Below are 22,780 nucleotides of genomic sequence, written 5' to 3' on the forward strand. Positions count from 1 at the left end.
TTATACGGACAGCATGTGCTCGACCAATTCGATCCAGTGCGCGACCGGCGTCGACGTGCCGCTTTGCAGATGCGCGATGCAACCGACGTTCGCCGACACGATCACCTGCGGCTCCTGCGCCTGCAAACGCTCGAGCTTCTGGTCGCGCAGCGCGTACGACATGCGCGGCTGCAGCAGCGAGTAGGTGCCGGCCGAGCCGCAGCACAGATGGCTGTCGGCGGGCAGGCGCACTTCGACGCCGAGCGCGCTGAGCAGTTGCTCGACCTTGCCGCGGATCTGCTGGCCATGCTGCAGCGTGCAGGGTGGATGAAACGCGACCGTGTGTACCGAGCGGCGGCGCGTGATGGCGACGAGCCGTTCTTCGAACTCGGGCAGGATCTCGGAGACGTCGCGCGTCAATTCGACGATGCGGCGCGCCTTCTCGGCATAGTTCGGATCGAGGCGCAGCAGGTGCGCGTATTCCTTGACCGTCGCGCCGCAGCCCGACGCGTTCATCACGATCGCTTCAACGCCCTGTTCGACGTAGGGCCACCATGCGTCGATGTTCGCGCGCAGGTCGTCGAGCGCTTCGTCGTGGTAGCCGAGGTGCAGGCGGATCGCGCCGCAGCAGCCGGCGTCGGGCGCGATCAGCGTTTCGATGCCGAGCGCATCGAACACGCGCGCGGTCGCGATGTTGACGTTCGGCATCATCGACGGTTGCACGCAGCCCGCCAGCATCAGCACCTTGCGTTCGTGTTTTGCGCTCGGCCATTCGAGCGGGTGCTGGCGCGCGGGCACCTTGTCGCGCAGCTTCTTCGGCAGCAGGCCGCGCACGTGCTGACCCAGCCGCATCGCCGGCGTGAAGATCGCGCTGTTCGGCAGCACGCTCGCGAGCAGGCGCCGCATCAGCCGCTGATTGAGCGGACGCGTGACTTTCTCTTCGGTGAGCTTGCGGCCGATTTCGACGAGCCGCCCATATTGCACGCCCGACGGGCAGGTCGATTCGCAATTGCGGCAGGTCAGGCAGCGGTCGAGGTGAACCTGCGTGCTGCGCGTGACCGGCGCGCCTTCGACCATCTGCTTGATCAGATAGATGCGCCCGCGCGGGCCGTCGAGCTCGTCGCCAAGCAGTTGGTAGGTTGGGCAGGTGGCGGTGCAAAAACCGCAATGCACGCATTTGCGCAGGATGGCGTCCGCTTCGTTGCCATCGGGCGTATTACGAATGAAGTCCGCGAGGTTGGTTTGCATCGCGTCGCTCAGAAGTCGGAGTAGAGACGGCCGCGGTTGAAGATGCGGGCCGGGTCGAATGCATGTTTGAGGCCGCGATGGATTTTCATCAGCGGCGCGGGCAGCGGTGTGAATACGCCGGCGCCGCGGTCGTAGCCGTGGCCGCTGCGGAAGATGGTCGCGTGGCCGCCGGCCTGTTTCGCGCTGATGCGCACGGTTTGCGCGTCGGTGTCGGTGATCCACCAGCGCTGGCCGCCGCCCCATTCCATCAGTTGCGCGCCGGGCAGCTGCAGCGGCTCGGTGATCGACGGTAGCGCGAGACGCCACAGCGCGGCCTTCGGTGGAATGCCCGCGAAAAACGAATCGGTCTGTTCGCGCAGGCCGGCCCAGAAGCGTTCAGCTTCGACCGCATCGACGACTTCGCCGCCGAGCCCGGTGCGCGCTGCCTTGACCGCGGCTTCCGCGCCGCCCAGGCGCACCGCGAGCGTGCCGTTGCGCCATGCGCTCGCGGTGATCGGCAGGGGCCGGCCGCCCCATTCGTTGAGCTTGCGTACCGCGTCGGTGCCGTTCATGTCGAACTTCAGCGTGGCTTCGACCTGTGGCCGCGGCAGCACTTTGACCGACAGCTCGAGGATCAGCCCGAGCGTGCCGAGCGAGCCCGCGAGCAGCCGCGACACGTCGTAACCCGCGACGTTCTTGACGACCTGGCCGCCGAAGTGCAGCACCTGTCCCTGGCCGTTCATCACGACGGCGCCGAGCACGAAGTCGCGCGCGGCGCCGACGGCCGGCCTGCGCGGCCCCGAAATGCCAGCGGCGATGCAGCCGCCGAAGGTGGCCTGCGGCCCGAAGTGCGGCGGCTCGAACGGCAGCATCTGGTTGTGCTCGGCGAGCGCGGCTTCGATTTCCAGCAGCGGTGTTCCCGCGCGCGCGGTGATCACGAGCTCGGCCGGATCGTACGCGATGATGCCGCGATAAGCGCGCGTGTCGAGGATCTCACCTTCCAGCGTCTGGCCATACCAGTCTTTGGTGCCGCCGCCGCGGATGCGCAGCGCGCGTCCCTCGGCGCTGGCCGAACGCACGCGTTCGGACCATACGGCGACGATGTCGTCCTCTTCCATGGTGTCCTGCTCGTTGTGTTTCGTTTGATTGTACCGGGCGGCGGCTCGCTGGCAAGCCGGAGCGCACCCGCATGACGGGGCGCGACATCGGTCTGGAGGGGAGGGCGCAAAGCGCCGCGCAGGCCGCGCCAGCATCAGCGCGGGCGCGGCGAACGGTGGATGCGCGCTGCAAACGCCAGCCGCTAGAAGCGCGGCAGCTCGGGATGAGGCAGCAGGCCGCCGCGCACGTGCATCTTGCCGTATTCGGCACAGCGCGCCCGCGTCGGGATGCCCTTGTCGGGGTTCAACAGGCCGGGCGCGTCGAATGCTCGCTTGACCGCGTGGAACGTGTCGCGCTCTTCGGGCGAGAACTGCACGCACATCGAATTGATCTTCTCGATGCCGACGCCATGCTCGCCCGTCACCGTGCCGCCCAGCTCGACGCAAGCTTCGAGGATGTCGCAACCGAACAACTCGGCGCGATGCCACTCGTCCTGGTCGTTGCCGTTGAACAGGATCAGCGGGTGCATGTTGCCGTCGCCGGCATGGAATACGTTGATGCAGCGCAACTGGTAGGTCTTCTCCATCTCCTCGATGCGCGCGAGCAGCGGCCCGATACTGCGGCGCGGCACGGTACCGTCCATGCAGTAGTAGTCCGGCGAAATGCGGCCGGCGGCCGGAAACGCGTTCTTGCGCCCGGACCAGAAGCGCAGGCGCTCGGCTTCCGTGCGTGAAATCTGGATACGGGTCGCGCCGTGCTCGCGCAGCACCGCGGTCATGCGCACGATCTCGGCCGCGACTTCCTCGGGCGTGCCGTCCGATTCGCACAGCAGGATCGCCGCCGCGTCGAGGTCGTAGCCGGCGTTGACGAACTCCTCGACCGCGCGCGTGGCGGGCTTGTCCATCATCTCGAGGCCGGCCGGAATGATGCCCGCCGCGATGATGCCCGCAACGGCGTCGCCGCCTTTGACGACGTCGTCGAAGCTGGCCATGATGACCTGCGCCGTTTGCGGCTTCGGGATCAGCTTGACGGTGACCTCGGTGACGATCGCGAACATGCCCTCGCTGCCAATCAGCACCGCGAGCAGATCGAGCCCCGGCGCGTCGGGCGCGAGCGAGCCGAATTCGACGATCTCGCCTTCCATCGTGACCGCGCGCACGCGCAGCACGTTGTGCACGGTGAGGCCGTACTTCAGACAATGCACGCCGCCCGAATTCTCTGACACGTTGCCACCGATCGTGCAGGCAATCTGCGACGACGGATCCGGCGCATAGTAAAGACCATACGGCGCCGCGGCTTCGGAGATCGCCAGATTGCGCACGCCCGGCTGCACGGTCGCGATGCGCGCGTACGAGTCGACTTCGACGATCTTGCGAAAGCGCGCGAGCGATACCACCACGCCGTGCCGAATCGGCATCGCGCCGCCGGACAGCCCGGTGCCCGCGCCGCGCGGCACGATGGGCACCTCGAGGCGATGGCAGATCTGCACGATGCGCTGCACCTGCGATTCGGTTTCCGGCAACACGACCGCAAGCGGCAGACGCCGGTACGCGGCGAGTCCGTCGCATTCGTACGCGACGGTGTCTTCTTCGCGATACAGCAGACAGTGGGTCGGCAACACGGCCATCAGCGCCTGCACGACTTCGCGCTGACGCTGCGCGAGGACTTCGGCCGACAGTTCAGCGGGTGCATTCATGTGAGTTGTCTCCTCGTGGCTTGCGCCGGTCCGGCTTGCTGGTTCGAGCCGGCCGTTTCGTGCTGCCTGTTTCGTGCTGCCTGCTTCGCATCACTTGCGTGTTCAGCTTGGCGCGGTCGCCGCCGGGCGTGTCAGCGGTTTGCCGCGGCCGGCATGCGCAGTGTCGATCAGGCCGCCGCCCAGGCGAAAATCTTGCCCGGGTTCATCAGATTGCGAGGGTCTAGCGCGTGCTTGATGGAGCGCATCGTGTCGACCGCGACGTCGCCGTGCTCCTCGAGCAGAAAGCCCATCTTGTGCAGGCCGATGCCATGCTCGCCGGTGCAGGTGCCGTCCATCCGCAGCGCGCGCTGCACGATGCGATGGTTCAGGCGCTCGGCTTCCTCGAGCTCTTCGGGCTTGTCCGGATCGATCAGGATCGCGACGTGGAAGTTTCCGTCGCCGACATGGCCGACGATCGGGCATGGCAGCGGCGACGCCAACAGATCCTGCTCCGTTTCGACCACACACTCCGCGAGACGCGAGATCGGCACGCAGACGTCGGTGGTGACCGCGCGCGAGCCGGGCTTCAGTTGCAGCATCGCGAAATAGGCGTTGTGACGCGCGTTCCACAGACGGCTGCGGTCTTCGGGGCGCGTCGCCCATTCGAAGCCTTCACCGGCATTCTGTGCGGCGATTTCCTGCACGAGTCCGGCCTGTTCCTTGACGCCGGCCTCGGTGCCGTGAAATTCGAAGAACAATGTGGGCGCTTCGCGCAGTGTCAGATTCGAATGGCGATTGATCGAGCGGATCGCAAGTGAATCGACGAACTCGACACGCGCGATCGGCACGCCGATCTGGATCGTCTCGATGACCGCGCGCACCGCATCGCCCATCGACGGGAACGTGCACACCGCGGCCGACACCGCCTCCGGCTGCGGATAGAGGCGCAGCGTGATTTCGGTAATCACGCCGAGCGTGCCTTCCGAGCCGACGAACAGGCGCGTGAGGTCGTACCCCGCCGACGATTTGCGCGCGCGCGAGCCGGTCTTGATCACGCGGCCATCGGCGAGCACGACCGTCAGGCCGAGCACGTTCTCGCGCATCGTGCCGTAGCGCACGGCGTTGGTACCCGACGCGCGGGTTGCCGACATCCCGCCGATGCTCGCGTCCGCGCCGGGGTCGATCGGGAAGAACAGGCCGGTGTCGCGCAGCGCTTCGTTCAGTTGCTTGCGCGAGATGCCGGGCTCGACGGTGACGGTCAGGTCTTCGGCGTTGATCGACAACACCCGGTTCATTTCCGACAGATCGATCGACACGCCGCCTTGCACGGCAAGCAGATGTCCTTCGAGCGACGAGCCATTGCCGTACGGAATGATCGGCACGTCGTACTGGCCGCACAGCTTGACGGCGGTTTGCACGTCTTCGCTTGTACGCGCGAACACGACGGCGTCAGGCAGTTGCGGATCGAACGGTGATTCGTCGCGGCCGTGGTGCGCACGCACGGCTTCGGCAACGGAAACCCGATCGCCGAAAGCGGCTTTGAGCCGGTTCAGCAATTCGGCGGGAAACGGCCGGCGTAGCGGCGCCGGCGGCACGGGATGGTTCACGCATGTCTCCTGTGTCGACCGGAGTTAGCGCTACAGCGCTTACTCCGGTCCCATGCTTTAGCTCGATCGGAGTTGGCGCTTCAACGCTTGCTCCGGTCCCATGAAAGTTTCTTTAAATAACGGTCTGTTTGCAGCAAGTGTTTCATTTTACGCCGTTCGCCCGCCAGGCAGCGCTGGGTCGGCTTCCGCTCATATAATGGCGGCGATTTCGCGATGCGTGCAATATGGACAAACCAGCTGGCAGCATCGTCACTAATACATGGGAGACGTCATGGGCAATCGCCTCAGCAAGATCGCCACTCGCACCGGCGACGACGGCACCACCGGTCTCGGCGACGGCCGCCGCGTGCGCAAGGACAGCGCGCGAATCGCCGCGATTGGCGACGTCGACGAACTCAATTCGAATCTCGGCGTGCTGTTGTGCGAGAACCTGCCCGAGAACGTACGCGCGGCGCTGGTCGCAATCCAGCACGACCTGTTCGATCTGGGCGGCGAGCTGTGCATTCCCGGTCACACGATGATTACCGAACAGCATCTCGCGCAGCTCGACGGCTGGCTCGCCGACTACAACGCCACGCTGCCGCCGCTGAAGGAATTCATTCTGCCGGGCGGTTCGCGCGCGGCCGCGCTCGCGCATGTGTGCCGTACCGTTTGCCGCCGCGCGGAGCGGACGATCGTCGCGCTTGGCGAACACGAGGCGCTGAACGCGGCGCCACGTCAGTACGTGAACCGGCTGTCCGATCTGCTGTTCGTGCTGGCGCGCGTGCTCAATCGCGCGGACGGTGGCACCGACGTGCTGTGGCAGCACGATCGCGGCGCGCCTTGAATGGCGACGCACATGTGCGCATGGACACGCACGGTGCGTCGCACGAGCCGAGGCTCAACCGACGGCGAGCGTGACCGGCTTGCCGATGCGGCTCAGCATTTCCACGAGCGTGTCGATCGTGAACTTGGTGGTTTTCTTGTTGACGACGTCGGACACGCGCGGGCGCGACACCATCAGGATTTCGGCCGCCTCGGCCTGCTTCAGATGATGCTGTTCGATCCACGTGGACAGCTCGGTCATCAGCTGTTCCTTGAGCAGCCGCGTGTCGTTGATCTGCTTTTGCGACGCCGCGTGAAGGCGCTTCGCTTCATCGGCGGAAAAACCGAGTTCGAGGAACACGTTCGCGCCGGCTCGCGTTACGTGACGAATGTTGGTGTCGATCGTCATGGCTGGGTGGTCCTGTAATAGGTGATGGCGCGGTAGCGCGTTTCGGCAATTCTTCTGTCGTGCGGTCCGAGCCTCTGCGTTTTCTTCTGAAAGCAATGCAGCACGTACAGCGCTTCGGCGTATTTGGTGACGTACATCACGCGAAAAATGCCGTCCTCGTCTCTGATGCGAATTTCGCGCGTTCCCGCGCCGATAGACTCGAACGGTTTCCAGTCGTCAGGGTCGAGTCCTGACTGAATCTTGTGAAGCTGAAACCCTGCGAGACGACGCGCTTCGTTGGGAAAAGCGAGCAAATCACGGTAGCTGGAGCCTAACCAGCGAATTTCTTTTTCCTGCTCCGTCGCCACCTCATGTATAAAATCTTATACGCATTCTCCGGCCTGGTCAAGCGTGTAATCGACCAGGCAACGAGCTATGACGATATCGAGGCAGCAGGCTGAGTACCATTCGTCCGAATGGCCAATAAAAAAACCCGGTTCGATATTGAACCGGGTTTCTTCTACGGACTGCCGACAAGCCCCCGCAGTGGCGGCGGGGCAGGTGTTCAGTTGCCGCTGCCGCGCGCGACGCGGCGCTGCCTGACCGCTTCGGCAAGGCCTTCGAGCACCGCGACGCTTTCGTCCCAGCCGATACACGCATCGGTAATGCTCTGGCCGTACGTGAGCTCGCAGCCTTCCTGCAGATCCTGGCGACCCGCGACGAGGTGCGACTCCACCATCACGCCGACGATCCGCTCGTCACCCGCGGCGATCTGACGGCCGATGTCCGCGCACACCGGAATCTGGTTTTCGTGCTTCTTCGAACTGTTCGCGTGGCTCGCATCGATCATCAGACGCGCGGCGAGACCCGCCTTGCCGATGTCCGCGCAGGCCGCGTTGACGTTGTCGGCGTCGTAGTTCGGCGTTTTGCCGCCGCGCAGAATCACGTGGCAGTCCTCGTTGCCCGCGGTCGATACGATCGCCGAGTGGCCGCCCTTCGTGACCGACAGGAAATGGTGCGGCTGCGAGGCGGCCTTGATCGCGTCGACGGCGATCTTCACGTTGCCGTCCGTGCCGTTCTTGAAGCCGACCGGGCACGACAGTCCCGAAGCCAGCTCCCGGTGCACCTGCGATTCGGTCGTGCGCGCGCCGATGGCACCCCAGGAGATCAGATCCGCGATGTACTGCGGGCTGATCATGTCGAGGTACTCGGTGCCGGCCGGCAGGCCGAGTTCGTTGATGCGCAGAAGCAGCTCGCGCGCGGTGCGCAGACCTTCGTTGATCTTGAAGCTGTTGTCCATATGCGGGTCGTTGATGAGACCCTTCCAGCCCACCGTCGTACGCGGCTTTTCGAAGTACACGCGCATCACGACTTCGAGTTCGCCGGCAAAGCGCTTGCGCTGCGCGATCAGACGCCCCGCGTATTCGATCGCGGCCTTCGGATCGTGAATCGAGCACGGGCCGATCACGACGATCAGACGATCGTCCATGCCGTGCAGAATGCGATGCATCGCGGTGCGCGAGTCGTAGATCACGTTGGAAACCGTCTCGTCGCAGGCAAATTCGCGGATCAGGTGAGCGGGCGGCGTGAGTTCCTTCAATTCGCGAATGCGGACATCATCGGTATTGTGCGGGGGCATGTTGTTCTCCTGAATCGGTTCGTAGCGTGTTCGCGCGGGCAACGGGGGCGATCAGTCAGTGATCAAACAGCGAGGCCAGAGCGGACGACGATCAAAAAATGGTCAACGACAAAATGTCAGTCAGGTATCGAAAAGCGTGAGACGAAAAAAAACCGCCAGGCTAGCTGGCGGTTTTTCGGGAATTCTCGGTGTCCTGCGTGCACTAACACCCCTCTCGATCCGCCAGCGGTCTGAGATACCAAAAAAAGTAAAAATAAAACTTGGCGGACATGGCGAAGTGAATGCGTCGCTGGTCAAGAAGGGTGAGTGAGTTTATAACCCGGTACAGGCTCGGCGTGACAAGCTGGGGCGTCGAAAAATGCGGAAAACCCGCACGCTTCGCGCCTTGCGTGCGCGAAGCGTGCATCCGTGACGAAATCAGGCCGTGCCGCCGACTGTCATCCGCTCGATGCGCAGCGTCGGTTGACCGACGCCCACCGGCACGCTCTGGCCTTCCTTGCCGCACACGCCCACGCCCGAATCGAGCTTCATGTCGTTGCCGATCATCGTGACGTACTTCAGCGATTCCGGTCCGCTGCCGATCAGCGTCGCGCCCTTGACCGGATACGTGATCTTGCCGTTCTCGATCATGTACGCCTCGGAGGCCGAGAATACGAATTTGCCGTTCGTGATGTCGACCTGACCGCCGCCGAAGTTCACCGCATACAGGCCGTTCTTCACGGACGCGAGGATTTCTTGCGGGTCCTTGTCGCCGTTCAGCATGTACGTGTTGGTCATGCGCGGCATCGGCAGCGCCGCGTATGATTCGCGCCGTGCGTTGCCGGTGACCGGCATCTTCATCAGACGCGCGTTCAGCGTGTCCTGGATGTAGCCCTTCAGGATGCCGTCCTCGATCAGCGTCGTGCACTGGGTCGGATTACCTTCGTCGTCGATATTGAGCGAGCCGCGACGATTCGGCAGCGTGCCGTCGTCGACCACGGTGACGCCCTTCGCGGCGACCTGCTCGCCGATGCGTCCCGCGAATGCCGACGACCCTTTGCGGTTGAAGTCGCCCTCGAGCCCGTGGCCGATCGCCTCGTGCAGCAGCACGCCGGGCCAGCCCGGCCCGAGCACGACGGTCATCGCGCCGGCCGGCGCCGGACGCGCGTCGAGATTGACGAGAGCGGCGTGCACCGCATCGTCGACATAGCGCGACAGCACTTCATCGGTGAAATAGCCGTAGTCGAAACGCCCGCCGCCGCCGCCGCTGCCGATTTCGCGGCGGCCGTTCTGCTCGGCGATCACCGTCACCGAGACACGCACGAGCGGCCGGATGTCGGCCGCGAAGCCGCCGTCGCTGCGCGCGACCAGCACCACGTCGTATTCGCCGGCGAGGCCCGCCATCACCTGCTGGATGCGCGGGTCGCGGCCGCGCGCCATCTGCTCGATGCGCTCGAGCAGTTTGACCTTGGCGGTGGCGTCGAGCGAATGCAGCGGGTCGGACGGCAGGTACAGATCGCGCCCGGCGATGCCGGTCAGCGACGACGCCACCTGGATCTTCTGCTTGCCGCCGCCTGCCTTGGCGATCGCGCGCGTGGCGATGGCCGCCTGGCGGATCGCTTCGGGCGACAGGTCGTCCGAGTAGGCGAACGCGGTGCGCTCGCCCGACACGGCGCGCACGCCGACGCCCTGATCGATGCTGAAGCTGCCCGACTTCACGATGCCTTCCTCGAGACTCCACGCTTCGCTGCGGGTGGTCTGGAAGTACAGATCCGCGTAGTCGACGCGGTGCGTGAAGATTTCGGCGAGCGTGCGCGTGAGCAGCGATTCGTCGAGACCATAGGGCGTGAGGAGGATGTCCTTGGCGGCGGCGAGATTACGGATACCGGGTTCGATGATGTTCATGCGAAGTATGTTCTGCTCGATACGAAGGGGTCGGGGAGCGCCTGCGTCGCTATATGCGTGGCAGGCGCCGCAGTTTCAATGTCGGTTTCAGGTCAGCACGCGATGACGCCATGCCGGCAGGCTTTGCCGCACTTCGTCGATGCGCGCGCGTTCGAGGTTGCCCGCGACCACGCCGGCGCCCTCGTCGCGCACCGCGACGATCTCGCCCCACGGGTCGATCAGCATGCTGTGGCCCCAGGTGCGGCGGCCGTTTTCATGTTTGCCGCCTTGCGCCGCGGCGAGCACGTAGCACTGGTTTTCGATCGCGCGAGTGCGCAGCAGCAGCTCCCAATGCGCGCGGCCGGTCGTGTAGGTAAACGCCGACGGCACCACGATCAGCGCGCAGTCGCCCATGCGCCGGTACAGCTCGGGAAAGCGCAGATCGTAGCAGACCGACAGGCCGACCCGGCCGAATGGCGCCTCGAAGCTTTGCACCGAGGTGCCGGGTCGAATCGTGCGCGCTTCGTCGAACGATTCTTCGCCCTTTTCGAAGTTGAACAGGTGGATCTTGTCGTAGCGCGCGGCCTCGTTGCCGTTCGGGTCGAACACCAGCGTCGTGTTCAGTACGCGCGACGGCTCCGGTGCGTTCAGCGGCAGGGTGCCGCCGATCACCCAGATCTGGTGGCGGCGCGCGGCGTCGGCGAGAAAGCGTTGGATCGGGCCGTCCTGATGTGGCTCGCGCACGGCGAGCTTGTCGGTGTCCTTGAAGCCCATGAAACAGAAATACTCGGGGAGCAGCACGAGTTGCGCGCCGTCGGCGGCGGCTTCGGCGATCAGGCGCTCTGCGTCGGCGAGATTGCGATCGCGATCCGGCGAGCTGACCATCTGCAGCGCGGCGACCCGGAAGGGGCTGGCTACAAGGCCGCTGGAGGTTGCGGCGGATGCGGATGAAGTGACGTGTGTTTCGCTCATGAGCGTGTCGAAAGACTCCCGGCGGGCGGCGGGGTGAAGCGCGGGCGCCGCATGCATGGTTCTGGGCTGGCTCGGCCCCGTTGGCGCATTGAGTCGATAGAGCGGCACGAGCGGCCGCGTGGTTCGAGACGGCGGCGCCAGGGAAACCGGAGCTCAGTGCGCTTGCACGGTCGAAGCCGGAGCGTCAATCTTACCCCGTTCGCCCGTCACCCGCTCGACGTGCGGTTTCGACCACGAGCCGGTGATCGCGTAGTCGCGCGCGAATACGTGCGACACCCCATGCGTGAACGCGATATCGGCGATCAGCGCGCCGAGGCCGATCAGCGGATTGATGACCGTCGCGGCGATCACCGCGGAGCCGGCGCTGACGGTCGGCACTACGTGCAGGTGCAGGTCCTGGCTCTTCTGCGCGATGTCGACCGAGCCCACCATCTCGGCGCGGGCCGGCGCGGTCACCATCCTGAAGTTGTCGGTGCGGGCGATGCCGTCATGAATCTGCGCGGTACCCGTCACGCTCGAGAACGGCAGGCCCTCGCCGATCACATCGCGGAAATTGAGTGTGGCGATGCGCGCGAGGCTTTGCAGGCTCAGCACGCCGAGCAGCGTCGCGACGCCCGGATCGACCTTCAGGATCTGACCGTGGTGTAGATCCAGCGCGAGGTTGCCGTTCAGCGTCGAATAGTCGATCGTGGTCGGGCCGCCCTGCCACACGGCCTTGCCCTGAATCGAGCCGGTGCCGCCCCGGAGCGTCCTCGGCAGACCGAAGCGCTCGAGCATTGCGCCGGCATCCTTGATGTCGAGCTTGAAATCGAACACGGTGCGGCGCGGCATGGCTTCGTCGGCCGAGGTGGGCAGTTCGGTCGAGGTACGCCAGTTCGCGGTCGCGGTCAGCGTCGCGGTGGGGTTCGTCACGTCGAGCTTGTCGAGCTGCCAGACCGGCACGCCGTTTTCTTCGAAGTTGTGCGCGTCGACCTCGAGCCGGCCGACGTTGCGATCGTGCACGATCAGCTCGTCGACGACCAGATCGATCGACGGCATGTTCAGCGCGGGCGCCGACATCGCCGGACCGAGCAGGTCCTTGTCCGCGACCGACGGAATCACGACGCGCGCGAAGCGCGCCTGCAGTTCGCCCGGCGATTCGCGGGTCGCTCCCGGCAGCCACGACACGTGGCCTGACACCTGATTCGACGCGATGTTCGCCTGCCACGTGCGGTCCGCGTGCGACGCGCCGACGATCACGTTGTCCCAGTGACGCTTGAGCAGCGTAAGCATGTCGATGTGCAGCGCGAAGCGGTTCGGCAGGAACTGCGTGAGCATGGGATTCGGCACGGCCGTAGGCGCGGCCGCGGGTGTGGCCGCGCTGCTGGCGGTATTGCCGCCGTTCGCAGCGCCGTTCACGCCATTCGCCCCGCCCGCGCTCACGCCCGCGCGCAGCTGCGCGGCGAGCGCGCGCCAGGCGTCGGCATCGAGCTCCTTGATGTCCGCCGCGGCGACCACGCCCTCGGACGGCAGGTCGACCGGCCGGTTCACGCCGATCGCGCCGCGCACGACGGTCGGTGACGTACGCGGCTGCGCGTTCGGCCGATAGCGCAGCAGATACGCGGCGGCGACCGGTCCCAACGTCAGGTCGGCGCGTTCGAGGCCGGCTTCGCCCGGCAGCGTCGAGGGATTGACCGAGAAGTGCAGCGGCATCGGCGTGCCGGCAGTCTTTTTGAACGGCGCTGGAAAATCGAGCCCGAGGCCGCTCAGATCAGAGTTGGCGCTGACCTCCGGCAGGCGGCCCTTCGCGCCGGTGACGCGCAATGCATAAGGCGCGCTGCCGCTCATATGCGTGAGCACCTGTGCGGCCGGGCCATGCAGATGCAGTTCGCGCGCGGCATCGACGGCGATGTGGCCGTTGAGCGCGAGCGCGTACGTGCCGTCTTGCCGCAAGCCGCCGTTCGCATGCACGTCACCGCCGAGGAACTGGCCGGAGAGCCGCTCGACCTCGGCCGTGCGTTCGGTGAAGCGCACCCGGCCGTTCAGCTGCGACAGCGACGGCGCATTGCTCACGCTCAGGCGATTGTTCTGGAAGCCGAGCGCGCCTTCCACGCCGATATGCGGCTTCGGCGTACGCGGGATCGTCAGCTTCAACGCGAGCGACGCGGGCCCTTGCGCGCGAATCTTTTCGGTCTGGTGCCGCGCCATGATGCCGAGTGAGCTGCCGTTCACGTAGTCGAGCATATCGGCGAGCGGGCCGCGGCCGTTGCCCTGGATGGTTAGGTTCGAACCTTTGGTGCCGAGGTCGTCGATGCGGCCGTTCACGCCGGTCAGCGCGACGCGCTTGTAACGGCCGCGGTCGATGTCGAAGCGCAGCACGTTCTGCTTGAGCTCGAACACGCCGTCGATGCCGTCGAGCGGCGGCCAAACGTTTGGTGTGCCGTTGCGCATGTTGCGCGGCGGGAACGGCGTCGGATCGAACTTGCCGCCGGTGAACGGCGCGACGATGTGGAAGATGCCGGCGTCGGGGTCGCGCGCGTAAGGGAACTTGGTCAGGTCGCCATGCACTTCGATCGTGCCGCCACGCGACACGCCAGCCTGCAAGCCGTGGCCGAGGTAAATGCGCAGCTTTTCGCTGACCGCGGTCGGCAGATAGCGGGCGATGTGCGTCACCTGCGCGCGCTGGAAGTCGGCTTTCAGGTCGAGCGAGCCGCGGCCGTGGCCGGGATTGCTGTAGCTCGCAGTCGCGCTCGCCTCGACGTCAGGGTTCGATACGCTGAAATCGTTGAGCTTGAGCGCGAACGCGGGACGCGTGTCGCCCGGTGCCTTCGTGCCCATCGTCCAGTCGGCGCGGCCGTGCAGACGCGCAAGCGTGAGACGCGGATCGTCGAACACGCCCGGCAGCGTGATCGCCACGTTGGTCGTATCGAAGTTCGCGTGGCCGCCTTTTTCATCGGCGTCGACGTTGCCCCACAGGTTTTCGATGCCGGGAACGCCGGCGCGCGGGTGGCCGCGCGGCGTCAGGCCCGGCCCCGGCTCCTGGGCGGCAAAGCTGATGCCCTGCAAATCGCCCTTGAAGCGATAACGCTCGATCGGTTCAGCACCCGTCGGCCGATGGTCGCTGCCCACTTCTCCGGATTCCGGCTTGCCGCGCTCGAGCTCGATCACGTAGTTCGCGACGCGCCCGCGCGGATTGATGCGCACGAGTTCATTGAGAAAGTGCCGCGGCAGCGGCAGCGCGCGGCTGAATTCGGCGAGGATGCCGAGATCGACGCGATCGCCGCTGACGCTCAAAAGCTGCCCATGCTGCTGCGAGGCCATCCGATAGCGGCTGTCGAGGGTCCGGAAGCGCAGGATGCGCGCGAGCGGCGTGCCGTCTTCGAGCGGCGGCTGGCCGAGCTCGGCACGCAGGTCCGACAGCTGCAGCCGGTACTCGCCTTCGTTTGCCTCGACGCGCCACAGAAAGTGGGTGATCGGCACGAGCAGCCTTGGCTGGGTCGGGCGCACGCGCATCGCGACGTCGTAACCGCTCAACTGGCCGGTCGCCTGGGTCATGCGGCCTTCGCTGAAGTCGATCCAGATTGCATTGTCGATGCGGCCGGCGAACGTCTCGATCGGGAACTGGATGTAGCGCGCGAGCGTCGGCAGATCGACCGGACCCGTCGACATGTACACCTGCCCGCTCCAGTTGATCGGCTTGCCGAGCGCCGAGAGCGGCGCGTGGCGGAAGTGCGTGCGGAAGTCGAGCGGGCCTTTCAGCACCTGGCCGTCGGGTGGTGCCTGCAGCGCCATGCGGTGGTCGCGGCCGTCATTGAGGATCGCGATGCGGATGTCACGCAGCGCCAGTTCGGGTTCGTTGCGCGTCGCGTCGCGCCAGCGCAGCACGCCGCCGCGCACGACGATCGCCTGCTGACGCAACAACCAGGTGGACAGCGCGTCGTTGCCGCTGTGGCGCGTCGGCACCGGCACGCCCGCGACCGACAGCACGCCGTCCTCGCTGCGCGACACCAGCACGTCCGGCTGATCGACGATCAGGCTCGACAGCGCCAGATGAAACTCCCACAGCGAGCGCCAGGACAACGACGCGGTGGCGTGCGGAATCGTCAGCGCGGGTTGGCCGTCGTGATCGCGGATGACGAGATTCGTGACATCGAGCCCTGGCTGGAAGCCGCTCCAGTGCGGCGCGAGCCGGCCGATCGTGAATTGGGTGCGCAGCTTGTCGGAGACCGCGGCTTCGATGCGCGGCCGGAACATGTCGGCGCGCGGCAGCACCACGTAGCGCAAACCCAGAAACAGTCCGCCCGCGATGAAATAGAGGACGAGCGCGAGCGCGGCGAGCACGCGCAACGTCCGACGCAGCACGATGTGGTCGCTTCCGCTCACATGCCGGACCTGCGGTGGGGCTTGCGGGTCGGCGGATTCGTTTCGCTCGGACATGCTGCGGCGGCTGGGCGTATGGTAGTTTTGCGTGTTAACGACGAAATGTATCACATGGGAAAGCGTCGGCGGACCTCCTGCAAACCCTGTCCGACGGCCCGTGACGGCGATTGGCGAGGCCGTCCGGCACGGAGTCCGGCACGCTTGTCGCCGCATGCCGATGGCACGTCGGAACGACACGACAACGACCCCGGAACGACACCCGGACACCGTCAGAATACCGCCGGACAAATTCGATCAAGCAACGAGCGAGCCAGATTTTTGATGACTGACGCCACCCTCCTGAGTTCCAGCTATTCGCACTATGCCGCGCGCGCCGCCGCGGCCCGCCCGCAACTGGTCGCGCATGTCGGCGCGCTGGCCGACGAACCGCTGACGCGCGAGCGCATCGACGCGCGTCTCGACGAACTGTGCGCCGAGGCGGCGGGCCCAGCCGGAGCGCCGGTCGACGAAGATGCGCTGAAGCGCGCGCTGCGCCAGCTGCGCACCGAAGTATTCTGCGCGGTGATGGAGCGCGACCTGGCCGGCGAGGCCGATATCGCCGAAGTCACCGGCGCGATGACCGATCTCGCGGAAACGACGATCCAGCGCGCGCTGACGGTGCTGAGCGCCGAGCTCGAAGCGCTGTATGGCGAGCCGCGCGACCAGCAGGGCGAACGGCTCACGCTTGGCGTGGTCGGTATGGGCAAGCTCGGCGGGCGCGAGCTGAACGTGTCGTCGGATATCGACCTGATCTTCGTCTATGAGGACGACGGCGAGACCGCCGGCGGCCAGCGCTCGCCGCTCGCGACCCAGGAGTTCTTCACGCGGCTCGGCAAGCGGCTGATCGGCGCGCTCGCCGAAGTCACCGCCGACGGCTACGTGTTTCGCGTCGATATGCGTCTGCGGCCGAACGGCGATTCGGGGCCGCTCGTATGCAGCCTCGGCATGCTCGAAGAGTATTTCTATGTGCAGGGCCGCGAGTGGGAGCGCTACGCGTGGATCAAGGGCCGGCTCGTGTCCGAGGGCGCGAGCGCCTCGGCGCAGCGGCTGCAGAAGCAGCTCGGGGCGATCGTCACGCCGTTCGTCTATCGACGCTATCTGGATTTCGGCGTGATCAGCGCGATTCGCGCGCTGCATCTGCAGATCCGCCAGGAGGCGCAGCGCCGCGCGTCGATGCGCCCCGACAAGGCCGACGACATCAAGCTCGGCCGTGGCGGCATCCGTGAAATCGAATTCAGCGCGCAGGTGTTCCAGCTGATCCGCGGCGGCCAGGACGCCGGCTTTCGCGTGCGGCCGACGCTCGCCGTGCTGCGCCACGCGGCCACGAATGGGTTGATGGATCCGTCGGTGTGCGTGAAGCTGTCGCAGGCGTATCGCTTTCTGCGGGAGCTCGAGCATCGTTTGCAATATCGCAACGACGCGCAGACCCACGCGATGCCCGTCGATGCCGAAGAGCGCATGGCGCTCGCGCGCGTGATGGGCTGCGACGACTACCCGCAATTGATGACGAAGCTCGACGCGCATCGCGAGTTCGTCGAACAGCAGTTCGACCAGATTTTCGCCGACAAGGTGGGCGGCCGCGACGGTTGCGGCGCGCCCGAGGACGGCGCGGCCGCGTGGGTGTGGAGCAGCGCGCTCGCCGACGATAGCGCCGACGACGCACTGCGCGCGCGCCTCGTCGAACTGGGGGTGGCCGAGCCCGGTGAGCTGCTCGCCCGGCTGCAGGCGGTGTGGCGCTCGTCGCGCTACACGGGCCTGAACGAGCGCAGCCGGCAGCGGTTCGACATCGTCGCGCAGCGCGCGCTCGAAGCCGCGCGCACGCTGGAGCCGGCCGGGCGGCGCGGCGATACGGTCGCGCGCCTGTTCGATCTGCTCGAAGCGGTGAGCCGGCGCGGCGCGTATCTGGCGCTTCTGACCGAGTATCCGCAGGCGCTGCACCAGGTGCTGTCGGTGCTGGGCGGCTCGCGCTGGGCGGCCGGCTATCTGATCCGCCATCCGCAGCTGCTCGACGAGCTGCTCGACGTCGAGGCGATCAACAGTCCGTTCGACTGGGCTGAATTCAAGCGTACGTTGCGTTTGCGGCTCGCCGCCGCCGATGGCGTCGAGCAGCAGATGGATCTGCTGCGTCACGCGCATCAGGCCGAGGTGTTCCGCATTCTGCTGATCGATCTTGCCGGCAAGCTGTCCGTCGAGCACGTCAGCGACCGGCTGTCCGAGCTCGCCGACGCAGTGCTCGACGTGACGATCGAAGCCGTGTGGAAGCAGTTGGCCAAACGTCATCGCGACGTGCCGCGCTTCGCGGTGATCGCCTACGGCAAGCTCGGTGGCAAGGAGCTCGGCTACGCGTCGGACCTCGACCTGATCTTCCTGTACGACGATCCCGGCGATGCCGCCGCCGACGTCTACGCAACCTACACACGGCGTCTGATCACATGGCTGACCACCGCGACCGGCGCCGGCACATTGTTCGACATCGACCTGCGGCTGCGACCCAACGGCGAGTCGGGCCTGCTCATCACCGACCTCGATGCGTTCCGTCGCTACCAGCTGCGCGAGGGCGACGCGGCGAATACCGCGTGGGTGTGGGAGCACCAGGCGCTGACGCGTGCGCGCTACTGCGCGGGCGATCCGGAGATCGGCGCGAAGTTCGAGGCGATCCGCGAACAGGTGCTGACGACGCCGCGCGAAGCGGCGCCGCTCGCGAAAGAGATCGTCGAGATGCGCGCGCGTGTCGAGGCGGGACACCCGAACCATACGCCGGCGCTGTTCGACCTGAAGCACGACCGCGGCGGCATGGTCGATATCGAGTTCACCGTGCAGTACTGGGTGCTGCTGCATGCGGCGCGCGATCCCGAGCTGATCCGCAATACCGGCAATATCGCGCTGCTGCGTGAGGTGTCGCGTTTCGGGCTGATGAGCGAAGCGGAAGCGGAGACGGTCGGCGCCGCCTATCGGCGCTATCGCAAGCTGCAGCACACGCTGCGGCTCGATGGGATGGAGAAGGCGCGGGTCGATCCGGCGCTGGTCGCGGCCGAGCGCGAGGCGGTGCTGGCGTTGTGGAAGAGGGTGTTTGGGTAAGGGCGCTCACGCACTTCGCGTAGCGCATCATGCGCCGCCGGGATCGGTGTGACGTCCCGGCCAAGCCGACTCAGCCGTGTGCGGCCGCCTATGCGCGGCGCAATTTCAGGCGGCCAGCATTTCCTTCGCGTGCTTGCGCGTGGTCGCCGTGATTTCGAGGCCGCCGAGCATTCGCGCGACTTCCTCGATGCGGCTCGCCTTGTCGAGCGAGCTCACGCTGCTGAGCGTGCCGCCGGTGCCGTTGCTCGTCTTTGCGACCTGGAAATGATGATCGCCGCGCGCGGCGACCTGCGGCAGATGGGTCACGCACAGCACCTGGCGCGCCTCGCCGAGCTGATGCAATAGCCGTCCGACCACTTCGGCCACGCCGCCGCCGATGCCCGTATCCACTTCGTCGAAGATCAGGGTCGGTGTCGGGCTGGCCGCGCTCGCGATCACTGCGAGCGCGAGACTGATACGCGCGAGTTCGCCGCCTGACGCAACCTTCGCAAGCGGCCGCAGCGGCACGCCGGCATGACCGGCGACGCGGAACTCGATCTGCTCGAGCCCGTGCGCGCCGCCTTCGGGCAGCGGCACCAGCGCGACCTCGAAGCTGCCGCCTTTCATCGACAGTTCCTGCATGCCGGTCGTGACCGCCTCGCCGAGCGCCTTGCCTGCTTTCGCGCGTGCCTTCGACAGCTTTTTCGCCTCGGCGACGAACACTTCCTTCGCTTGCGCTTCGGCGGCGCGCAGGCCGTCGAGGTCGGCGGCGGCGTCGAGCGCGGCCAATTGCTTGCGCCGCTCGGCGTGTTCTTCCGGCAGCGTCTCAGGCCGCAGGCGGAACTTGCGCGCAGCCGAGTGCAGCGCGTCGAGGCGCTTTTCGACCTGCGCGAGCCGCTCCGGATCGAGCTCGAGCTTCTGCGCGTAGTGGCTCAGCGAATACGCGGCTTCCTGCAACTGGATTTCGGCCGGTTCGAGCGCGGCGAGCACGTCGTTCAGCGCGGGGTCGATCTCCGCGAGGTCGCGCACCTTCGACACGATCGAGCCGAGATGCGTGATCATCGCGTCGTCCGATTCGGACAGCGCGCCGAGCGCTCCCTGCACGCCGTCGATCAGATTCGCGGAATGCGACAGCCGCCGATGCTCGGTGTTGACTTCTTCCCATTCGCCCGGCTGTGGCGCGAGCTTGTCGAGTTCGGTGAGTTGCCACGCGAGTCGCTCGCGTTCGAGTTGCAGCTCGCGATCGCGCGTTTGCGCTTGCTCGACGGCCTGCGCCTTGTCGCGCCACGTGCGCCACGCGCGCGTGACGGCGGCGGCCAGGTCGGACAGGCCCGCGTGCGTGTCGAACAGCTCGCGCTGCGCGTCCGGGCGCATCAGCAACTGGTGCGCGTGCTGGCCGTGAATATCGACGAGCATCTCGCCGACCTCGCGCAGCTGCGCGAGCGTGGCCGCCGTACCGTTGATGAACGCGCGCGAGCGGCCGTTCGCGTCGACCACCCGCCGCAGCATCACGGTGCCGCCGTGCTGGCCGTCGTCGGCCGCGCCGAGCGCCTGCGTGTCGAGCCATTGATCGACCTGTGCGTGCGTCTCGAACTCCGCGGTGATGTCGGCGCGGCTCTCGCCGGTGCGCACGACGCTCGCCTCGGCGCGCGCGCCTAGTGCCAGCGCGAGCGCGTCGATCAGGATCGATTTGCCGGCGCCGGTTTCGCCCGAGAAAACGGTAAAGCCGCTGTCGAATTCGAGGTCGAGCGCGGCGACGATGACGAAGTCGCGTATCGAGAGGTGGCGAAGCATGGAGGTCGTCGGGTGAGCTTGGGATTCGGGTGGCGGCCGCGGCGGCGTGCGAAATCAAAGTGCCGCTTACGGCCTCGGGTCTTCTTCGTGCGACGGGTACTCGTGCCAGTGCAGCTTCTTGCGTAGCGTCGCATAGTAGCTGTAGCCGACCGGATGCAGCATCGGCACCGTGTGGCGCGAACGGCGCACCTCGATCGTGTCGCCGAGCTCCAGCGACGTGAACGACTGCATGTCGAAATTGACGTTCACCTCGCGCCCGGAAACGATCTGGATGCTGACCTTCGATTCGTCCGGCAGCACGATCGGCCGGTTCGACAGCGCGTGCGGCGCGATCGGCACGAGCACGATGCCCTGTAGTTGCGGATGCAGGATCGGCCCCTGCGAGGACAGCGCGTACGCGGTCGAGCCGGTCGGCGTCGCGACGATCAGGCCGTCCGAGCGCTGGTTGTACATGAAGCGGCCGTCGACCGACACGCGCAACTCCGCCATGCCCGAGAAGCCGCTGCGGTTGACCACCACGTCGTTGAACGCGAGCGCGTGGTAGATCGGCGTGCCGTCGCGCACGATGCGCGCTTCGAGCAGCACGCGCTCCTCGCGCTCGAAATTGCCGGACAGCATCTGCGGCACGATCTCGCGCATGTCGGAGATCGGAATGTCCGTGATGAAGCCGAGCCGCCCGTGGTTGATGCCGATCAAGGGCGTGCGATACGGCGCGAGCTGGCGGCCGATGCCGAGCATCGTGCCGTCGCCGCCGAGCACCACGGCGACGTCGGCGCGCGCGCCGATCTCGGCGAGACGCAGCGCCGGATAGTCGGTCACGCCGATTTCGGCGGCGGTGTCTGCTTCGAACACGACTTCCAGGCCGAGCTTCGCGATGCAGGCGGCGAGCGCGGTCAGCGGCTCGCCGATGCCTGGCGTATTGCTGCGCCCGACGAGCGCGACGGTCTTGAACTGGCTGGTCACTTGCATGCCGGCATTACACCATAGGTAGGGCCTGAAAAGAACCGCAGACCAACCCGGTTGTGGGGCGGCGCACGCAGGGCGTCTGCGTATGTCGCGATTATCGTTAGAATGGTGAAGACCCGATGACATGCGAGCCCGCCGACGGCGGTGCATTCGCCGGGAGCGGGCGCCGCGGGCGCTCTCGGCTGCGATGCCAATGAGCTAAAATTTTTCGCCATGCTAGATCCTCGCGCACAAACCCTCCTCAAAACGCTGATTGAGCGCTACATCGCCGAAGGTCAGCCGGTCGGCTCGCGCACGCTGTCACGTTATTCGGGCCTCGAACTGAGTCCGGCCACGATCCGCAACGTGATGTCGGACCTCGAGGATCTGGGGCTCGTGATCAGTCCGCATACGTCGGCAGGGCGCATTCCGACGCCACGCGGCTACCGCCTGTTCGTCGACACGATGCTGACCGTCGAATCCGCCGCCGACGAGGAGGCGGTGACGCGCACCGTCAAGACCACGCTGCAGGTGGGCGAGCCGCAGAAGATCGTCGCCGCGGCGGCGAGCGTGCTGTCAAATCTGTCGCAGTTCGCCGGCGTCGTGCTCACGCCGCGTCGCAGCCACGTGTTCAAGCAGATCGAATTCATGCGCCTGTCCGACCAGCGCATTCTGCTGATCATCGTGACGCCCGAAGGCGACGTGCAAAACCGCATCCTCGCCACCCAGCGCGACTTTTCGCCTTCGCAACTGGTGGAAGCCTCCAATTACATCAACGCGCACTTCGCGGGCCTCTCGTTCGACGAGGTGCGCCGTCGCCTGCGCGAGGAAATCGACGAGCTGCGTGGCGACATGACCTCGCTGATGCACGCGGCCGTCACCGCCAGCACCGACGAATCCGACACCGGCGAGACCGTGTTGATCTCGGGCGAGCGCAATCTGCTCGAAGTCGCCGATCTTTCGTCGGACATGGCGCGCCTGCGCAAGCTGTTCGATGTGTTCGACCAGAAGACCAGCCTCCTTCAGTTGCTCGACGTGTCGAGTCACGCGGCGGGCGTGCAAATATTCATTGGCGGCGAATCGAATCTGGTACCGATCGAGGAAATGAGCGTCGTCACCGCGCCGTACGAGGTGAACGGCAAGATCGTCGGCACGCTCGGTGTGATCGGACCGACCCGCATGGCCTACAACCGCGTGATTCCGATCGTGGACATAACCGCGCGGCTGTTGTCCATGACGCTCAGCCAGCAGTAGTCCTCGGGCTCCGCGGAACTGGCGTCATCGCAGTCCGTGGCGATCATGATGCGCGAACGCGCGGTGTCTGCCAATCGTCC

Annotated in this window: 15 protein-coding genes; 3 read left to right on the forward strand and 12 right to left on the reverse strand. The window is 66.2% G+C overall.

Annotation, left to right across the window (positions count from 1 at the left end; genetic code table 11):
* The 4 genes from glcF to OKW40_RS19170 all read right to left on the reverse strand — a co-directional run bounded on the left by glcF (position 1) and on the right by OKW40_RS19170 (position 5,586).
* Entirely contained in the window at positions 1-1,227 is a 1,227-nt protein-coding gene (gene glcF / locus OKW40_RS19155) for a glycolate oxidase subunit GlcF (RefSeq protein ID WP_184062304.1), read from the reverse strand.
* 8 nt (positions 1,228-1,235) lie between these two features.
* A complete protein-coding gene (gene glcE, locus OKW40_RS19160) occupies positions 1,236-2,324 on the reverse strand; it encodes a glycolate oxidase subunit GlcE (RefSeq protein WP_090803095.1) in 1,089 nt (362 codons plus the stop codon).
* A gap of 182 nt (positions 2,325-2,506) precedes the next feature.
* Positions 2,507-4,000, reverse strand: a complete 1,494-nt coding sequence (locus OKW40_RS19165) for an FAD-linked oxidase C-terminal domain-containing protein (protein WP_090803097.1) — start codon at positions 3,998-4,000, stop codon at positions 2,507-2,509.
* Between the two features lie 167 nt (positions 4,001-4,167).
* A complete protein-coding gene (locus OKW40_RS19170; protein ID WP_184062302.1) occupies positions 4,168-5,586 on the reverse strand; it encodes an FAD-linked oxidase C-terminal domain-containing protein in 1,419 nt (472 codons plus the stop codon).
* Between the two features lie 271 nt (positions 5,587-5,857).
* Here OKW40_RS19170 and OKW40_RS19175 point away from each other — a divergent pair, with 271 nt between their 5' ends.
* On the forward strand, positions 5,858-6,412 hold the full coding sequence (locus tag OKW40_RS19175; protein ID WP_184062300.1) for a cob(I)yrinic acid a,c-diamide adenosyltransferase: 555 nt from the start codon (positions 5,858-5,860) through the stop codon (positions 6,410-6,412).
* Between the two features lie 54 nt (positions 6,413-6,466).
* On the opposite strand, the gene OKW40_RS19180 is transcribed toward OKW40_RS19175, so the two are convergent.
* The 6 genes from OKW40_RS19180 to OKW40_RS19205 all read right to left on the reverse strand — a co-directional run bounded on the left by OKW40_RS19180 (position 6,467) and on the right by OKW40_RS19205 (position 15,668).
* Positions 6,467-6,799: a helix-turn-helix domain-containing protein gene (locus OKW40_RS19180; RefSeq protein ID WP_090803102.1), complete on the reverse strand. Its 333-nt coding sequence runs from the start codon at positions 6,797-6,799 to the stop codon at positions 6,467-6,469.
* On the reverse strand, positions 6,796-7,146 hold the full coding sequence (locus OKW40_RS19185) for a type II toxin-antitoxin system RelE/ParE family toxin (RefSeq protein ID WP_429490996.1): 351 nt from the start codon (positions 7,144-7,146) through the stop codon (positions 6,796-6,798). The genes OKW40_RS19180 and OKW40_RS19185 overlap by 4 nt, the downstream gene beginning before the upstream one ends.
* Before the next feature lie 197 nt (positions 7,147-7,343).
* On the reverse strand, positions 7,344-8,417 hold the full coding sequence (aroG, locus tag OKW40_RS19190; RefSeq protein WP_429490998.1) for a 3-deoxy-7-phosphoheptulonate synthase AroG: 1,074 nt from the start codon (positions 8,415-8,417) through the stop codon (positions 7,344-7,346).
* Between the two features lie 417 nt (positions 8,418-8,834).
* Positions 8,835-10,301 carry a metalloprotease TldD gene (gene tldD, locus OKW40_RS19195; protein ID WP_090803105.1) on the reverse strand — a complete coding sequence of 489 codons (1,467 nt, stop codon included), beginning with the start codon at positions 10,299-10,301 and terminating at the stop codon, positions 8,835-8,837.
* A gap of 87 nt (positions 10,302-10,388) precedes the next feature.
* On the reverse strand, positions 10,389-11,252 hold the full coding sequence (locus OKW40_RS19200; RefSeq protein ID WP_184062298.1) for a carbon-nitrogen hydrolase family protein: 864 nt from the start codon (positions 11,250-11,252) through the stop codon (positions 10,389-10,391).
* Positions 11,253-11,405: 153 nt separating this feature from the next.
* Positions 11,406-15,668 (reverse strand): YhdP family protein, encoded by a 4,263-nt coding sequence (locus OKW40_RS19205; protein ID WP_429491000.1) that lies wholly within the window; start codon positions 15,666-15,668, stop codon positions 11,406-11,408.
* Between the two features lie 264 nt (positions 15,669-15,932).
* On the opposite strand from OKW40_RS19205, the gene glnE reads away from it, so the two are divergent.
* Positions 15,933-18,728 carry a bifunctional [glutamate--ammonia ligase]-adenylyl-L-tyrosine phosphorylase/[glutamate--ammonia-ligase] adenylyltransferase gene (gene glnE / locus OKW40_RS19210; RefSeq protein ID WP_429491002.1) on the forward strand — a complete coding sequence of 932 codons (2,796 nt, stop codon included), beginning with the start codon at positions 15,933-15,935 and terminating at the stop codon, positions 18,726-18,728.
* A gap of 105 nt (positions 18,729-18,833) precedes the next feature.
* Here glnE and recN read toward each other — a convergent pair whose 3' ends face one another.
* Positions 18,834-20,501, reverse strand: coding sequence for a DNA repair protein RecN (gene recN, locus OKW40_RS19215; protein ID WP_429491004.1), 1,668 nt, complete (start codon positions 20,499-20,501; stop codon positions 18,834-18,836).
* Between the two features lie 66 nt (positions 20,502-20,567).
* The gene (locus OKW40_RS19220) at positions 20,568-21,470 is read right to left on the reverse strand and encodes an NAD kinase (protein WP_184055543.1); all 903 of its coding nucleotides are present in this window, start codon (positions 21,468-21,470) and stop codon (positions 20,568-20,570) included.
* A 210-nt stretch (positions 21,471-21,680) separates the two neighbouring features.
* Here OKW40_RS19220 and hrcA point away from each other — a divergent pair, with 210 nt between their 5' ends.
* A complete protein-coding gene (hrcA, locus tag OKW40_RS19225) occupies positions 21,681-22,700 on the forward strand; it encodes a heat-inducible transcriptional repressor HrcA (protein WP_090803113.1) in 1,020 nt (339 codons plus the stop codon).
* Positions 22,701-22,780: the final 80 nt, after the last annotated feature.

The organism is Paraburkholderia sp. RAU6.4a (assembly GCF_050435625.1).
GTDB classification, from domain to species: Bacteria; Pseudomonadota; Gammaproteobacteria; order Burkholderiales; family Burkholderiaceae; genus Paraburkholderia; species Paraburkholderia tuberum.

What these genes read in the sequence shown, in the direction of transcription:
- glcF (WP_184062304.1), bottom strand. Translation starts at nt 1,227, where the DNA reads ATGCAAACCAACCTCGCGGACTTCATTCGTAATACGCCCGATGGCAAC.
- glcE (WP_090803095.1), bottom strand. Translation starts at nt 2,324, where the DNA reads ATGGAAGAGGACGACATCGTCGCCGTATGGTCCGAACGCGTGCGTTCG.
- OKW40_RS19165 (WP_090803097.1), bottom strand. Translation starts at nt 4,000, where the DNA reads ATGAATGCACCCGCTGAACTGTCGGCCGAAGTCCTCGCGCAGCGTCAG.
- OKW40_RS19175 (WP_184062300.1), top strand. Translation starts at nt 5,858, where the DNA reads ATGGGCAATCGCCTCAGCAAGATCGCCACTCGCACCGGCGACGACGGC.
- OKW40_RS19180 (WP_090803102.1), bottom strand. Translation starts at nt 6,799, where the DNA reads ATGACGATCGACACCAACATTCGTCACGTAACGCGAGCCGGCGCGAAC.
- aroG (WP_429490998.1), bottom strand. Translation starts at nt 8,417, where the DNA reads ATGCCCCCGCACAATACCGATGATGTCCGCATTCGCGAATTGAAGGAA.
- tldD (WP_090803105.1), bottom strand. Translation starts at nt 10,301, where the DNA reads ATGAACATCATCGAACCCGGTATCCGTAATCTCGCCGCCGCCAAGGAC.
- OKW40_RS19200 (WP_184062298.1), bottom strand. Translation starts at nt 11,252, where the DNA reads ATGAGCGAAACACACGTCACTTCATCCGCATCCGCCGCAACCTCCAGC.
- OKW40_RS19205 (WP_429491000.1), bottom strand. Translation starts at nt 15,668, where the DNA reads ATGTCCGAGCGAAACGAATCCGCCGACCCGCAAGCCCCACCGCAGGTC.
- glnE (WP_429491002.1), top strand. Translation starts at nt 15,933, where the DNA reads ATGACTGACGCCACCCTCCTGAGTTCCAGCTATTCGCACTATGCCGCG.
- recN (WP_429491004.1), bottom strand. Translation starts at nt 20,501, where the DNA reads ATGCTTCGCCACCTCTCGATACGCGACTTCGTCATCGTCGCCGCGCTC.
- OKW40_RS19220 (WP_184055543.1), bottom strand. Translation starts at nt 21,470, where the DNA reads ATGCAAGTGACCAGCCAGTTCAAGACCGTCGCGCTCGTCGGGCGCAGC.
- hrcA (WP_090803113.1), top strand. Translation starts at nt 21,681, where the DNA reads ATGCTAGATCCTCGCGCACAAACCCTCCTCAAAACGCTGATTGAGCGC.